Source organism: Streptomyces sp. NPDC107654, assembly GCF_055639035.1.
In genome coordinates, this window is sequence record NZ_JBVKBI010000006.1 from 140,347 (window position 1) to 155,187 (window position 14,841).

10 protein-coding genes are annotated in these 14,841 nt (G+C 70.7%); 5 read left to right on the forward strand and 5 right to left on the reverse strand.

Annotation, left to right across the window (positions count from 1 at the left end; all coding sequences use genetic code 11):
- Positions 1–22: 22 nt before the first annotated feature.
- The 3 genes from ACZ7N4_RS13250 (at position 23) to ACZ7N4_RS13260 (ending at position 4,648) form a co-directional block, all read left to right on the forward strand.
- Positions 23–892, forward strand: coding sequence for a LysR substrate-binding domain-containing protein (locus tag ACZ7N4_RS13250; protein WP_471357435.1), 870 nt, complete (start codon positions 23–25; stop codon positions 890–892).
- Positions 893–1,725: 833 nt separating this feature from the next.
- Complete coding sequence (locus ACZ7N4_RS13255; RefSeq protein ID WP_471357438.1) at positions 1,726–3,552, forward strand: AMP-dependent synthetase/ligase; 1,827 nt, start codon at positions 1,726–1,728, stop codon at positions 3,550–3,552.
- 259 nt (positions 3,553–3,811) lie between these two features.
- Positions 3,812–4,648 (forward strand): aldo/keto reductase, encoded by an 837-nt coding sequence (locus ACZ7N4_RS13260; RefSeq protein WP_471357441.1) that lies wholly within the window; start codon positions 3,812–3,814, stop codon positions 4,646–4,648.
- 236 nt (positions 4,649–4,884) lie between these two features.
- Here ACZ7N4_RS13260 and ACZ7N4_RS13265 read toward each other — a convergent pair whose 3' ends face one another.
- Complete coding sequence (locus tag ACZ7N4_RS13265; RefSeq protein WP_471357444.1) at positions 4,885–5,496, reverse strand: hypothetical protein; 612 nt, start codon at positions 5,494–5,496, stop codon at positions 4,885–4,887.
- Positions 5,497–5,705: 209 nt separating this feature from the next.
- On the opposite strand from ACZ7N4_RS13265, the gene ACZ7N4_RS13270 reads away from it, so the two are divergent.
- Positions 5,706–6,410: a glycoside hydrolase family 75 protein gene (locus ACZ7N4_RS13270; RefSeq protein WP_471357447.1), complete on the forward strand. Its 705-nt coding sequence runs from the start codon at positions 5,706–5,708 to the stop codon at positions 6,408–6,410.
- A 13-nt stretch (positions 6,411–6,423) separates the two neighbouring features.
- Here ACZ7N4_RS13270 and ACZ7N4_RS13275 read toward each other — a convergent pair whose 3' ends face one another.
- The 4 genes from ACZ7N4_RS13275 to ACZ7N4_RS13290 all read right to left on the reverse strand — a co-directional run bounded on the left by ACZ7N4_RS13275 (position 6,424) and on the right by ACZ7N4_RS13290 (position 11,585).
- Entirely contained in the window at positions 6,424–7,131 is a 708-nt protein-coding gene (locus ACZ7N4_RS13275; protein WP_471357451.1) for an SDR family oxidoreductase, read from the reverse strand.
- Positions 7,132–7,209: 78 nt separating this feature from the next.
- A complete protein-coding gene (locus ACZ7N4_RS13280; protein ID WP_471357454.1) occupies positions 7,210–8,109 on the reverse strand; it encodes a class I SAM-dependent methyltransferase in 900 nt (299 codons plus the stop codon).
- 147 nt (positions 8,110–8,256) lie between these two features.
- A complete protein-coding gene (locus ACZ7N4_RS13285; RefSeq protein ID WP_471357457.1) occupies positions 8,257–10,077 on the reverse strand; it encodes a glycoside hydrolase family 6 protein in 1,821 nt (606 codons plus the stop codon).
- Positions 10,078–10,109: 32 nt separating this feature from the next.
- Positions 10,110–11,585 carry a cellulose binding domain-containing protein gene (locus ACZ7N4_RS13290; protein ID WP_471357460.1) on the reverse strand — a complete coding sequence of 492 codons (1,476 nt, stop codon included), beginning with the start codon at positions 11,583–11,585 and terminating at the stop codon, positions 10,110–10,112.
- 264 nt (positions 11,586–11,849) lie between these two features.
- Here ACZ7N4_RS13290 and ACZ7N4_RS13295 point away from each other — a divergent pair, with 264 nt between their 5' ends.
- On the forward strand, positions 11,850–14,762 hold the full coding sequence (locus ACZ7N4_RS13295; RefSeq protein ID WP_471357463.1) for a glycoside hydrolase family 48 protein: 2,913 nt from the start codon (positions 11,850–11,852) through the stop codon (positions 14,760–14,762).
- The last annotated feature ends 79 nt before the right edge of the window (positions 14,763–14,841 follow it).

Consider the following 14,841-nt stretch of genomic DNA (forward strand, 5'->3'; position numbering starts at 1 on the left):
AAGCCCGCTACGCTTGGCCGTTGTGTACGACCCGACCCATCTGCGCACCTTCCTGGCGGTCGCCCAGACGCTGAGCTTCACGCAGGCCGCCCGGCGGCTGGGACTGCGCCAGTCCACGGTCAGCCAGCACGTGCGCCGGCTGGAGGACGCGGCCGGCCGGCAACTGTTCTCCCGGGACACCCACTCGGTGGAGCTGACCGAGGACGGGGAGGCGATGCTGGGCTTCGCCCGCCGGATCCTGGAGGTGCACGAGCAGGCCACGGCCTTCTTCACCGGCACGCGCGTGCGTGGCCGGCTGCGCTTCGGCGCCTCGGAGGACTTCGTCCTGACCCGGCTGCCGGAGATCCTGGAGGGCTTCCGCTACGACCACCCGGAGGTGGACCTGGAGCTGACGGTGGAGCTGTCGGGCACGCTGCACGAGCGGCTGGCCGCCGGAAAGCTCGACCTGGTGCTGGCCAAGCGGCGCCCGGAGGACCCGCGCGGCGAGCTCGTCTGGCGCGACGACCTGGTGTGGATCGGCGCCGAGCGGCTGCGCCTGGACCCCGACCGGCCCGTGCCGCTGATCGTGTACCCGCCGCCGGGCATCACCCGGGCCCGCGCGCTGGAGGTGCTGGAGGAGCAGGGCCGCCCGTGGCGGATCGTGTGCACGAGCGGCAGCCTCAACGGACTGGTCGCCGCGGCCCGGGCCGGGCTCGGGGTGATGGCCCACTCCCGGCGGCTGATCCCGCCGGGCCTGTTCCGGCTGCCCGACCGCGCGAGCCTGCCGGATCTGGGCAAGGTCGACTTCGTCCTGGTCCACGGCCGCCGCCGGGGGCCGGCCGAGGAGGCCGCGAACGCGCTGGCCGCGGCGATCCTGGCGGGCGGCGAACGGCTGCGCCGCAGCAGCGGCTGACCCCGCCGCCGGTCGTCACCGCGCGGGGCGGTACGTCGGCTGCCTCACCCGGCGCGGCGACGGCGCCGCCTCGACGCGCTGGACGCCGTCAGGCGGCCCAGGGGGCCGCTGAGGTAGGCGTACGGGGCCGCGGTGTCGCGGACGACGGCGGTGACCACGATGTGGGAGGGGCCGGCAGCGGCCGGCCCGGGTCCGGCCGGCGGAGCCAGGGCGCCCGGCGCGGCGGTGATCCACAGGACGGCCGCCCTGGGATGAGAGAGGATGGCGGATTCGCTCGATGTCGACGTGCGGCGCGCCGGAGGCGAGCAGGCGGACAGCCGGCGTCTGACAGCGGACCCGGAGCGGCCGGCGGCGCGCTGGAGCCCGGGGTGGGTGGCGCGGCCTTCGCGTTAGAGGACCGCGAGCACGGGGCGTCCTCCCGTTCCAGGCGGGGGCGGGCCGGGCTCGGCAGGTCGGGGCGCGGGGCGGCGATCCCCTCCTCGCCGAGCGCCCGGATCTTCGGCAGCCGGCCGGAGGAAGTGTGCCGAGCGGCAGGTCGCCGGGGCTGCGCGGCCGGTGACGCAGGCGGTCCCGGTGCTGCGGAGGCCAGTCCGACCGCGCCGTAATCGGGGCGTACAGATTCGGTGGAGATTACGGTACCGAAACTTACTGACCCGTCAGTATTGTGTCCGGCCCTTCCCCATGTGCGGGCATTTCACGGTGGCCGTCCAGGCGGAACGTGAGGTTTGCTCGGATTCCGCACCCCTCCCGCATACCGACCGGGTGGGGTAGCTTTCACCGCGCTGTGCGGTGATGGAGACCACGTCACTGAGGCGCGAACACAGGGAGCGAGGTTGCGCGAGTTCACCAACCCTCCACTGGCGTCGCCGCCGCCGGTGGGCGGTCTGGCAGACGTCGTCTTCGACCATGCCCGAACCGACCCCCTGCACATCGCGCTCGGCCGCAAGGACGCCGCCGGACAGTGGCGGGACGTGACCTCCGCCGAGTTCCGCGACGAGGTCATGGCCCTCGCCAAGGGGCTGCTGGCCCACGGTGTCCGGTTCGGCGACCGCGTCGCGATCATGTCCCGCACCCGCTACGAGTGGACCCTCTTCGACTTCGCCCTGTGGACCATCGGTGCCCACGTGGTGCCCGTGTACCCCACCTCCTCGGCCGAGCAGTGCTTCTGGATGCTCTACGACGCCGAGGTCACCGCGGCGATCGTGGAGCACGAGGACCACGCGATGACCATCGCCACCGTCATCGACCGGCTGCCGAACCTGCGCCGGCTGTGGCAGCTGGACTCCGGCTGTGTGCGGGAGCTGTATGACGCCGGGGCGCACCTGGACGACGAGGTGGTGCACCGGCACCGGGAGGCGGTCACCCCGGACTCGGTCGCCACCGTCATCTACACCTCCGGCACCACGGGCCGTCCCAAGGGCTGTGTGATCTCGCACGGCAACTTCATGTTCGAGGCGGACACGGTGATCCGGCGCTGGGAGTCGGTGTTCCACTCGAAGAAGGGCGACGAGGCCTCCACGCTGCTGTTCCTGCCGCTGGCGCACGTCTTCGGGCGGATGGTGGAGATCGCCGCGATCCGCGGCCGGGTCCGCTTCGGGCACCAGCCGCAGCTGCACGCCGCCGCCCTGCTGCCCGATCTGGCCGCGTTCCGGCCGACGTTCATCCTCGCGGTGCCGTACATCTTCGAGAAGGTGTTCAACGCGGCCCGTCGCACGGCCGAGAAGGAGGGCAGGGCCGGGCCGTTCGAGAAGGCCGTCGACATCGCCGTCAAGTACGCGGAGGCGGTCGAGGCGAAGGCCTGGGGCACCGGGCCCGGCCCGTCGGCGGGGCTGCGCATGCAGCACCAGCTGTTCGACAAGCTGGTGTACGCGAAGATCCGCGCCGCGATGGGCGGCCGGATCCGGAACGCGATGTCCGGCGGCTCGGCCATGGACCGCCGGCTGGGGCTGTTCTTCGCGGGCGCGGGCGTACAGATCTACGAGGGCTACGGCCTGACCGAGTCGACGGCCGCGGCGACCGCCAACCCGCCCGAGCGCACCCGCTACGGCACGGTGGGCCAGGCCATCCCCGGCGTGACCGTGCACATCGCCGACGACGGGGAGATCTGGCTGCACGGCGACAACGTCTTCCAGGGGTACCTCAACAATCCGAAGGCCACCGACCAGACCCTGCACGACGGCTGGCTCGCCACCGGCGACCTCGGCTTCCTGGACGAGGACGGCTACCTGACCATCACCGGCCGCAAGAAGGAGATCCTGGTGACCTCCGGCGGCAAGAGCGTCTCCCCGGGCGTGCTGGAGGAGCGGGTCCGCGAACACCCGCTGGTCAACCAGTGCATCGTCGTCGGCAACGACCGCCCGTACATCGCGGCCCTGGTCACCCTCGACCAGGAGGCGGTCGAGCACTGGCTCCAGATGCGCGGCAAGCCGAGGATGACCCCGGCCAAGCTGGTGCGCGACCCGGACCTGGAGACGGAGGTGCGGCGGGCGGTGGTCGCCGCCAACACCCTGGTCTCCCAGGCCGAGTCGATCCGCACCTTCCGCATCCTGGCCCAGCCGTTCACCGAGGAGCACGGGCTGCTGACACCGTCGCTGAAGCTGAAGCGGAAGGCGATCGAGAAGGCGTACGCGAACGAGGTCGACGCGCTGTACGAGATGTGACCGACCTCCGCCTCAGTCCGACTGGTAGCCGCGCAGGCCGGTCAGCAGCAGGTACGTGTCCCACAGGGGCGCGGTCCCGCGCGCCGGTCAATGGTCCGGCGGGAACGCCGGACGCGTTTCCGGCCGGACTCGGCTCGCGGCACCGACGCACCGACGCACCGGTCAGTCGGTACGGATTGCGCGATCAGGAATGCGGAACGGCCCGTGATCGTTGACCATGGGAGTAACACCTGTCGACAACCGAAGGATCAAGAGGCTCGTGAGCAGCAAGGTCCCCCCGATCATCCTCAACAACGGCGTCGAGATGCCCCAGCTGGGCTTCGGCGTCTGGCAGGTGCCGGACGACGAGGCCGAGCGGGCCGTCGCCACGGCGCTGGAGGCCGGGTACCGCAGCATCGACACCGCTGCGATCTACGGCAACGAAGAGGGCACCGGCAAGGCCATCACCGCCTCCGGCCTGCCCCGCGAGGACATCTTCGTCACCACCAAGCTCTGGAACGGCGACCAGGGGTACGACTCCACGCTGCGCGCCTTCGACGCGTCGCTGGAGAAGCTGGGGCTCGACTACGTCGACCTGTACCTGATCCACTGGCCGCTGCCGTCCCGGGACAGGTACGTCGACACCTACAAGGCGTTCGAGAAGCTGCTGGCCGACGGCCGGGCCCGCGCCATCGGCGTCTCCAACTTCCTGCCCGAGCACCTGCGGCGGCTGCTCGCGGAGACCTCGGTCGTCCCCGCGGTCAACCAGATCGAGCTGCACCCGCACCTGCAGCAGCACGAGGCGCGCGAGGTCCACGCGGAGCGGGGCATCGCCACCGAGGCCTGGTCGCCGCTCGGCCAGGGCAAGGGCCTGCTGGAGGTTCCGGCGATCGTCGCGATCGCGCGGAAGCACGACCGCACCCCGGCCCAGATCGTGCTGCGCTGGCACCTCCAGCTCGGCAACATCGTGATCCCGAAGTCCGTGACGCCGTCCCGGATCAAGGAGAACATCGAGGTGTTCGACTTCAGCCTGGACGACGAGGACCTCGCGGCGATCAGCGCGCTCGACGAGAACCGGCGGCTCGGCCCGGACCCGGCCTCCTTCGACATGGCCTGACACGCGGACGGTGACACCCCGGGCGGCCTGACAGCCGGACCCGGGCGGCACCACCCCCGCCGCGAACGGCCGTGCGCCCCGCCCGACCGCGGGCCGCACGGCCGTTTCCGTCGGCTCACACCAAGCGCGCGTCCGGCTCACGCCGAGCGGACGTCCGGCTCACGCCGAGCGGACGTCCGGCTCACGCACACCGCGAGGCCGGCTCACACACGCCACACGCCGGCCTCACGTCCGGCTCACTCCAACCGCACGTCCGCGTACACCACCTCGAACTCCTCCAGCCCGACGACGTCCGCGTGCGCCTTCGTCGACGCCTCGTGGCGCACGGTCGCCACCGCCGCGCGCGAGGCCGCCATGGAGGCGCGGTCCACGAACACCGTGCCGGCCAGGGCCCGTCCCCGGTCACGGTCGACCAGCAAAGCGGTCCGGGCCAGTCCGGGCAGCGACTCGGCCCTCGGCACCACCGTGGCCCGGAAGGTGTCGACGACCAGATCCGCGTCGCGGGGGTCGAACTCCATCCTGGAGTAGCGCAGGCCGCCGCCCTGACGCGGCGGCCTGATCTGATGGAGCACCGGCACCTCGTAGTCGGCGACCGACACGGTGCCCGCGAACGGTTCCAGCAGCGCCCCGCGACGCTCCCGCATCACCTCGTCGCTGTGCCGCTGCTCCTCCTCGGTCCCCCACCAGCTCACCGCGAGGAGCTTGCCGAGTTCCCGGTCCGCGAACACGCCCGCGCCGCGGTATCCGGGGCGCTCCTCCAGCAGGTCCCGCCCCTCGCTGTTCAGTGACCGGACGGCCGTGCCGAGCAGCGCCGGATCTCCGGTCGCGTACACCGCGCGTACGAACACGAGCCTCACCTCCGGGGCATGGAGACCGCCGAGACGGAGACGGATGTATGGAGAGATCTCCACCCATTCCAGTCTCTCCGGTGCGGCAAATCACCGCAATACGCATGGAATTCAGCCGTTCGCAATCCCAGGGTTGACGAGGGCATGGCGATGGGTCACCGTGGTGGCCACCCGGTAAGGAAACTTTCCTAACAGAAGGGTCCCCCCACATGCGCCTCCGCACGCTGTCTCTTGCCGCGGCCTCCGGCACCGCCCTGCTCGCGGCCGGACTCCTGCCCGCACACGCCTCCGCCGCCGACCCCCTACCCGCTCCCGGATCCGCCCAGGAGGGCACGGTCAGCGCCGCCGACCTGCTCGCCAAGGTGACGTCCTGTTCGCAGGTCTCCAACGGCAAGTACAAGACCGACGACGAGACCTCGGCCACGGTCCCCGTGTGCGGCAAGAACGGGGCGGTGTTCTGGAAGGCCGACATGGACGTCGACTGCGACGGCCAGCGCACCGCCAACTGCAACGAGGACCGCGACCCCTGGTACCAGGACGACACCGCCTTCCACCAGTCCGACGGCAAGCCACTGAAGGCGGAGACCCTGCCGTACGTCGTGGTGCCCAGCACCAGCAGCATCTGGAACTACACGAACGCCGGCATCAAGGGCGGCGGTGTGGTCGCCGTCGTCTACAACGACAAGGTCGAGTACGCCGTCGTCGGCGACACCGGACCCTCGAAGATCATCGGAGAGGCGTCGTACGCCACCGCCAAGGCGCTCGGCATCGACCCCGACCCGGAGACCGGCGGCACCGACTCGGGCGTGACCTACATCCTGTTCAAGAACTCCAAGGTCTCCCCCATCGAGAGCCACAGCGCGGCCGTCTCCCTCGGCGACCAGCTGGCCAGGCAGTTCATCGCCAACAACTGAGGTATCCCTTACGTCAGTTGGGCTGGCCCAGCGGGCGTATGACGACGGTGTTGACATCGACCCCGGCCGGCTGCCGGATCGCCCAGACGACCGAGTCGGCGATCTGGCCGGCGGTGAGGAGGTGCCCCGGGGGCAGGTGGCCGAGCCCGTCCCAGAACGGGGTCTCCACCCGGCCGGGGGCGATCAGCGTCACGCCGATCCCGAAGTCCGTGACCTGGCGCCGGGTGTTCTCGGCCAGCCCGGTGATCGCCCACTTGGTGGCGCCGTAGAGGTTGCCGGGGCCGTTCACGAACCCGGCGACGCTGCCGACGAGGACGATCCGGCCGCCGGTCTCCTTCAGCGCCCCGACGGAGGCCCGGATCAGCAGGGCCGGCCCGAGGACGTTGGTGAGCACCATCTCGGGCCAGCCGGCCGGGTCTCCCTCGGCGACGGTGTCGTGGGTGGCGACCCCGGCGTTGGCGACGACGGTGTCCAGCCGGCCGTACGCCTCGAGGGTGCGGCCGACCGCGTCCTGCACGTCCTCGAAGGCCGCGGCGTCACCGGCCACCGTCTGCAGTTCCGCCGGATTCCCGAGTCCGTCGGCGAAGTCCCGCAGTCGCTGCTCCGTGCGCCCGGTGACGGTGACCCGCCACCCGGCGTCCAGCAGCTGCCGGGCGACGGCCGCGCCGATACCGGTGCCTCCGCCGGTGACGAGCGCGACCGGAGCGTCGTTCGTGGTCATGTGTGGCCCCCCTGTGGTGTCGGTGATCGCAGGGAGTCCACCACTTGAAGAGCGCTCCAAGTCAAGTGTCCGCCCGCGTCACCCCTGACGGACCGCCGTGTGCACGGTGTACGCGCCCAGCACGAACACGTCGGGCCGGACGTGCACGCTCGCCGGGTCCGAGGGGTCGAGCAGCCGGCCGAGGGTGGCGCGGTCCTCGGCGTCCAGGGCGTCCCCGACGCCCTCGCGCAGCCGGGACAGGTGCGCGGCGACATAGGCGCGGGCCCGGTCGCCGACGGGGGCGGGCAGGTCGAGGAGGAAGGTCCGGGTACGGGTGTGCTTGAGGCCGGCGGAGGTCAGCAGGGCGGGCCAGTCCTCGGTCTCGGCGACCGAGCCCGGCAGGTCGGCGCGCATCCGGGCGAACCACTCCTCCTCCAGCGCGTCCATCCGCGCCTGGAGTCCGGGGCGGCCCATGCCGATCTCCCGGGGCAGGAAGCGGGAGGGCAGACCGCCCTCCAGGAGGGCGAGGGTGCCGCCGGGGGCGAGCCGCGCGGCGAACGCGGCGAGCGCGGCCCGCTGGTCGCCGAGGTGGTGCAGGCTGCGGCTGGCCCACAGCAGGTCCGCCGGGTACTCCAACGCCTCCAGCACATCGGGCAGTTCACCGGCGAGGGTGTCGAAGCGGTCGGCCACGCCCTGGCGGGCGGCGCGGGCGCGGGCGCGCTCCAGCAGCGGTGCGGTGGCGTCGACGGCGACGACCCGGGCTCCGGGGAACGCCTCGGCGAACAGGCAGGAGACCACTCCGGGACCGCTGCCCGCGTCCACGATCAGTCCCGGCTCGGTCACCTGCTGCCCGAGCCAGGCCATGGCCCGTTCGTAGACCGGGCTGAACAGTTCCGCCTGCGACTCCAGCAGGGGGCCCATCTCGTTCCAGTCGATGTCCGTGCCGTGCCCGTGCCCGTGCCGGTGTCCGTGCCCGTGCTCGTGGTGGTCGTGCGCCATGGTGGTCAGCCTCTCTTCCGGATGCCGTCAGGGTGCGACGGCATGCCGGGCGGAGGCCACTGGTGTTGCCGGTCCGGCAAAACGGGATGCCGTTCCGTCCGCCGGGGCCCGGGCGGGTGGCACCCGGGTCCCGGCGGGGTCACCGCGTCAGGACAGCGGCGGGTAGGCGTTCTGCATCAGCTGCTGGAACTGGGCGGAGAACCAGTGCCCGGCCAGCGGAGCGTTCGGCAGTGCGCCGGTGGGGTTGTTGCCGTTGCGGGCGTTGCCGCCGTAGGTCGGGTCGCACATCCGGTCGAAACCCTTGCCCTCGTCGTTGGAGACGGCGGAGCTGGCTCCGTCCGACTCCCCCGGGGGCTTGACCCACACGTAGGCGTCGATCCCGGCCGCCGGGGCCGCGGTCGGCCGTTCACCGAGGCCGGCGCCGCTCTGGTTGCACCAGTTGCCGGCGTGGATGCGCCGGTCGACGCGGCTGCCGTTGACGTAGTCGTCGACGGAGGTCAGCGGGCCGGACTTGGTGGGCCGGGCGGAGCCGCCCCAGCCGTTGCGGGAGGTGTCGATGAGCATGCCGAGGCCGCTGTTGAACCCGGCCCCGACCAGCTTGTCGCGCAGCGCCTGGGCGAAGGACTGCTCGTCCACGTACTGGTTCCAGTCGACCCACTTCGACTGGCGCACGGTCTGCCCGTTGACGCTGTCGGTGACCTTGAAGTACGGCTCCTTGGTGGCGCTGTAGTTGGCGGTGTTGACGATGAAGCCCGTCACGTCGCTCGGGCTGGCGCCGTTGGTGGTGGCGACCTTGTAGAACTCCTGGACGGTGGGCCCGAGGTTGGAGTCCCAGCCGAGCCAGGCATGGTGGCCGGCGTCGATGTAGTTGTAGACGTTCGGGATGGCGCCCAGCTTGTCCAGGGCGTAGCTGACGCCCTTCTCGTAGTTGCCGTTGGACTTCATGGTCGCGCAGGCGTCGGTGCTGCCGGCGGTGCCGCCCGCGTTGGTGACCAGGTTGGGCAGCGAGTCCGGCTCGATGACGGTGGCGATCCGCAGGCCCGCGTACTTGGCGTCGGAGAGGATCGACGCGATCGGGTCGATGTACTGGGCCTTGTACTTGTCGATGTCGTTCGGCCCCAGTTCGCCGTTGGAGGCGAGGGCGGCGCAGTCGCGGCCGGGCAGGTCGTAGATGACCAGCTGGACGACGAGTTCGCCGGAGCCCTTCTGCTTCAGTGCCTCGTCCAGGTGGGCGCGCAGGCCCATGCCGCCGTTCACGCCGTTGATGGCGGCGATCCGGTCGAGCCAGACCGCGGTGGGCTGGTTGGCGACACGGCTGCCGCCCGGTTCGGCGGCGGCCCTGGCCGACCACTCGGGGTTCACGTAGACCTTGGCGCCGGTGTAGGGGTTGTCCGCGCGGCTGCCCGTGTCGCCACCGCCTCCGCCGCCGGTGCTGCCACCGGTGCTGCCCCCGGTGGTACCTCCCGTGTTTCCACCGGTGCTGCCGCCGGTGCTGCCTCCCGTGTCCCCGCCCGTGCTGCCACCGGTGCTGCCACCGGTGCCGCCGTCGACGTTGCAGGTGACGCCGTCGAGCGTGAACGTGGCGGGGACGGAGTTGGTTCCGCTGTAGGAGCCGTTGAAGCCGAAGCTGACCGTGCCGCCGGTCGCGAGCGTGCCGTTGTAGCTCTCGTTGGCGGCGGTGACCGCGGTACCGCTCTGGGTGATCTTCGCGCTCCAGCCGCTGGTGACCTTCTGGGTGCCGCCGAACGTCCACTTCAGCGCCCAGCTCGACTTGGCGGCGCCGTTGTTGGTGACGGTCACGGCGGCGGTGAAGCCGGTGTCCCACTGGCTCTGGATCTTGTAGTCGACGGCGCAGGCCGCCGCGGCGGCGGAGGCCGAGCCGGACGGCAGGGCCGCGAACGCCGTTCCGGAGGCGCCGGCGAGAAGCCCCAGGGCCACCAGCAGTGTGGTATGGGTGGTACGACTCATGAGTGCGGGTTCCTTCGGTGTTCCGTTGGGATCTACGGGTTGAGGGCGCGCAGGTGGTCGCGCAGCCCGATGCCGTACGCGGTGGGTGTGCCGTCGTAGGCGGAGATCAGGGACGGCCCGGAGGAGCAGTCCCAGGTGTTCCAGGTCCAGCCCAGGTACGACAGGTTGCGGTCGTCGAACCACTTCATGACCTGGTCGGTGAACCCGTGGGCGCAGGTGTTCTCACCGATCTCCCCGGCGACCAGGGGGACCTGGGCGGCCACGGGTGCGAGGGTGGAGTTCCAGCAGCTCTCGGTCGAGCAGGTGTTGAAGTTGTAGACGTGGTACGCGGCGGCGAGATTGCCGGCCGGGTCGGTGGGCCTGTACGTGTTCCACTGGCTGAGGTCGTTCGAGTACGCGAGTCCGCCGGCCATGATGACGTTCTCGGCACCGGTGGCCCGGATGCTGTCCACGAGGTCCTGCATGCCGGCGACCTCGTAGGAGATCCCGGGGCAGGTGCCGCCGTCCCGCCAGCACTTCCAGGCGTCCGTGGTGCCGGCGGTCGCCCGGTCCGGGTAGGGCTCGTTGAACAGGTCGAACACGGTCGCCTGGTCGTCCTTGAAGGTGCTCGCCACGGACGACCAGAACGCGGGGCTGTACTGCATGTCGGGCATCGGCTTCTGACAGGTGGCGTGCACGTCGGAGCAGCCGGCCGAGTTCCCCGTGTACTGGCCGTAGGACCAGTGCAGTTCGACGATCGGGGTCAGGCCGTGCGCCTCGACGCGGGCCACCAGGTCCTTGACGGCGGCGATGTAGTTGGCGCCGCCGTACTCGGGCTTGATGTGGGAAAGACCCAGCCAGCACTCCTCGTTGAGCGGGATGCGGACCGTGTTGGCCTTCCAGTCGGCGATCGCCTTGATCGCCGCGTCGTCCACCGGGCCGTCCCAGATGCCGTAGCCCTGCACGCACATGAACTCGCCGCCGGACCGGTTGACGCCGAGCAGACGGCGGGTTCTGCCGCCGGCGTCGGCGAGCTTGTTGCCGGAGACGTGCAGTGCGGGCGCGGTGCCGCCGACCGGGGGCGGGTCCGTCGGCGGCGGGTCGGTGGGCCCGCTGTCGACGTTGCAGGTGGTGCCGTTGAGCTTGAACACGGCGGGCACGGTGTTGCCGCCCGACGAGGAGGCGAGGAATCCGGCGCTGACGCTCGCACCGGTGCCGAGCGTGCCGTTCCAGCTCTCGTTGGCCGCGGTCACGGTGGTGCCGGACTGGGACCACTTGGCGTTCCAGCCCTGGGTGACCTTCCGCCCGTCGGTGAGGTCGAAGGTGAGTTTCCAACCGCTCAGCGCGGTCTGGTTGTTGGTGATCTTCACGGAGCCCTGGAAGCCGCTGTCCCACTGGCTGGTGACGGTGTACTCCACCGTGCACGCGGGCGTGGCGGCCTGGGCCGAGACCGCCGGGACGAGCGCGCTCGAGGCGAGCGCGACCGCACCGGCGGCGGCTAAAAGTACTGAACGCGGGGGGTGTCGCATGAGCGACTCCTTGCAGTTTGGCGCGCCGTGACGGACGCGTCGACTGAACGGAATCGCTCCCACTGGTGCGAGTGAAGGTAGCGCCAAGTGGCCGGAATGCCCAGGGGCGTTGCTGGATTTTTTCCTCAACCGGATCCGTCGAATCTTTTCGACTCTTCAAGCACCTTGACCGGTCCTGGCCCCGTCCCCACTATGGGAGCGCTCCCACTGGTTCAAGCCTTGACCTCTCACCGAGCCGCCATGCCCGCAAGGAGGAACCAGCACATGGATCCCGGACGCACACGCAGAACGTCGCGCCGACTGTGGACCGCGGTGGCCGCCGCGTTCGCCCTGCCCCTGTCGATGCTCGCCACCGCGAACACCGCCGCGCACGCGGCCTCCGTGCAGTGCAGTGTCGACTACAAGACGAACGACTGGGGTTCGGGCTTCACCGCCGACCTCACGATCACCAACCGCGGCACGGACACCCTCAACGGCTGGACGCTGACGTACGCCTACTCGGGCAACCAGAAGCTGACGAGCGGCTGGAACGGCACCTGGTCCCAGTCCGGCCAGACGGTCACCGCGAAGAACGCCTCCTACAACGGCACCATCGCGGCGGGCGCCGCCGTCTCCACCGGCGCCCAGTTCACCTACAGCGGCACCAACACCGCGCCCACCTCCTTCGCCGTCAACGGCACCACCTGCGCCGGCGCCCACCAGCCGCCGGTCACCGTGCTGACCAGCCCGAGCGCGGGCGCGGTCTACTCGCAGGGGCAGGCGGTGCCGCTCGCGGCGACCGCGGCGGCGGCCGACAACGCGACCATCGGCAAAGTGGAGTTCTACGACGACACCACGCTGCTGGGCACGGACACGAGCGCGCCGTACTCGCTCTCGGCCTCAAGCTTGTCCGTGGGCAGTCATTCCCTGGTGGCGAAGGCGTACGACAGCCTGGGCGCGTCCGCCGCCTCCACCCCGGTCGGCATCACCGTCGCCTCCGGCCCCGCCGTGGTCGCCTCGCCGAGCCAGCTCGGGGTGCAGCAGGGCAAGTCGGGCACCTTCTCGGTGAAGCTGTCGACCCAGCCCGGCGCGAACGTCACCGTGAGCACGGCCCGCACGGACGGCAACTCCGGTCTGTCCGTGACCGGTGGCTCCTCGCTGACCTTCACCCCGTCGAACTGGAACACCGCGCAGCCGGTGACCATCACGGCGGACGCCTCCGGCACCGGCAGCGCGACCTTCACCGCCTCGGCCACCGGCCACACCAAGGCGACGGTCACGGTCACCGAACTGCCCGCGTCGAAGGCGTACGACGCCCGTTTCCTGGACCTCTACGGGAAGATCACCAACCCGGCGAACGGCTACTTCTCCCCCGAGGGCATCCCGTACCACTCGGTGGAGACGCTGATCGTCGAGGCGCCGGACCAGGGCCACGAGACCACGTCCGAGGCGTACAGCTACCTTCTCTGGCTGCAGGCGATGTACGGCAAGGTCACCGGTGACTGGTCGAAGTTCAACGGCGCGTGGGACCTCATGGAGAAGTACATGATCCCCACGCACGCCGACCAGCCGACCAACTCCTTCTACAACGCCTCCAAGCCGGCGACGTACGCCCCGGAGCTGGACACGCCGAACGAGTACCCGGCGAAGCTGGACACCTCGGTGCCGGTGGGCTCGGACCCGATCGCCGGTGAGCTGAAGTCGGCCTACGGCACGGACGACGTCTACGGCATGCACTGGATCCAGGATGTGGACAACGTCTACGGCTACGGCAACGAGCCCGGCAAGTGCGAGGCCGGCCCCACGGCCACCGGACCGTCGTACATCAACACCTTCCAGCGCGGTGCGCAGGAATCCGTCTGGGAGACCGTCCCGCAGCCGACCTGCGACGCCTTCAAGTACGGCGGCAAGAACGGCTACCTGGACCTGTTCACCGGCGACAGCTCCTACGCCAAGCAGTGGAAGTACACCGACGCCCCCGACGCGGACGCGCGCGCGGTGCAGGCCGCCTACTGGGCCGACGTGTGGGCGAAGGCGCAGGGCAAGAGCGGTGACGTGTCCGGCACGGTCGCCAAGGCCGCGAAGATGGGCGACTACCTGCGGTACGCGATGTACGACAAGTACTTCAAGAAGATCGGCAACTGCACCAGCCCGTCCTGCCCCGCCGGCACCGGCAAGGACGCCTCGCACTACCTGCTGTCCTGGTACTACGCCTGGGGCGGCGCCACCGACACCTCCGCCGGCTGGGCCTGGCGGATCGGCTCCAGCCATGTCCACGGCGGCTACCAGAACCCCCTCGCCGCCTACGCGCTCAGCTCCAACACCGACCTGAAGCCCAAGTCGGCGACGGGCGCCGGCGACTGGGGCAAGTCGCTCCAGCGGCAGCTGGAGTTCTACCAGTGGCTCCAGTCCTCCGAGGGCGGGATCGCGGGCGGCGCGACCAACAGCTGGCAGGGCCGGTACGCCGCCCCGCCGGCCGGCACGTCCACCTTCTACGGCATGTACTACGACGCGCAGCCCGTCTACCACGACCCGCCGTCCAACCAGTGGTTCGGCTTCCAGGCGTGGTCGATGGAGCGGGTGGCCGAGTACTACCAGCAGACCGGGAACGCCCAGGCCAAGGCGGTCCTCGACAAGTGGGTGAAGTGGGCGCTGTCCAAGACCACGATCAACCCGGACGGCACCTACCGGATCCCCTCCACCCTCCAGTGGTCGGGCCAGCCCGACACCTGGAACGCGTCGAGCCCCGGTTCCAACAGCGGACTGCACGTCACCGTCGCCGACTACACCGACGACGTCGGCGTGGCCGCCGCGTACGCCAAGACCCTGACGTACTACGCCGCCAAGTCCGGTGACAGTGCCGCCAAGTCCACGGCGAAGGCGCTGCTGGACGGCATGTGGAGCAACTACCAGGACAGCCTCGGCATCGCCGTCCCCGAGACCCGCACCGACTACAGCCGGTTCGGCGACAGCGTGTACGTGCCGAGCGGCTGGACCGGCACCATGCCGAACGGTGACGCGATCAACTCGTCGTCGACGTTCTCCTCGCTGCGGTCCTTCTACAAGAGCGACCCCAACTGGTCGAAGATCGAGGCCTACCTCAAGGGCGGTGCCGCGCCCGTCTTCACGTACCACCGCTTCTGGGCCGAGGCGGACATCGCCCTGGCCATGGGCTCGTACGCGGAGCTTCTCGAATAGTCCCCGCCAAGGCTCCGCGTACCGCGACGGGCGGCCCCCACCCGCACTGGGGGCCGCCCCGTCGTCGCGCGTTCCCCTC

Excerpts from the sequence above, each read along its gene's own strand:
- ACZ7N4_RS13270 (WP_471357447.1), top strand. The coding sequence starts at position 5,706 with ATGCGCCTCCGCACGCTGTCTCTTGCCGCGGCCTCCGGCACCGCCCTG.
- ACZ7N4_RS13275 (WP_471357451.1), bottom strand. The coding sequence starts at position 7,131 with ATGACCACGAACGACGCTCCGGTCGCGCTCGTCACCGGCGGAGGCACC.
- ACZ7N4_RS13280 (WP_471357454.1), bottom strand. The coding sequence starts at position 8,109 with ATGGCGCACGACCACCACGAGCACGGGCACGGACACCGGCACGGGCAC.
- ACZ7N4_RS13285 (WP_471357457.1), bottom strand. The coding sequence starts at position 10,077 with ATGAGTCGTACCACCCATACCACACTGCTGGTGGCCCTGGGGCTTCTC.
- ACZ7N4_RS13290 (WP_471357460.1), bottom strand. The coding sequence starts at position 11,585 with ATGCGACACCCCCCGCGTTCAGTACTTTTAGCCGCCGCCGGTGCGGTC.
- ACZ7N4_RS13295 (WP_471357463.1), top strand. The coding sequence starts at position 11,850 with ATGGATCCCGGACGCACACGCAGAACGTCGCGCCGACTGTGGACCGCG.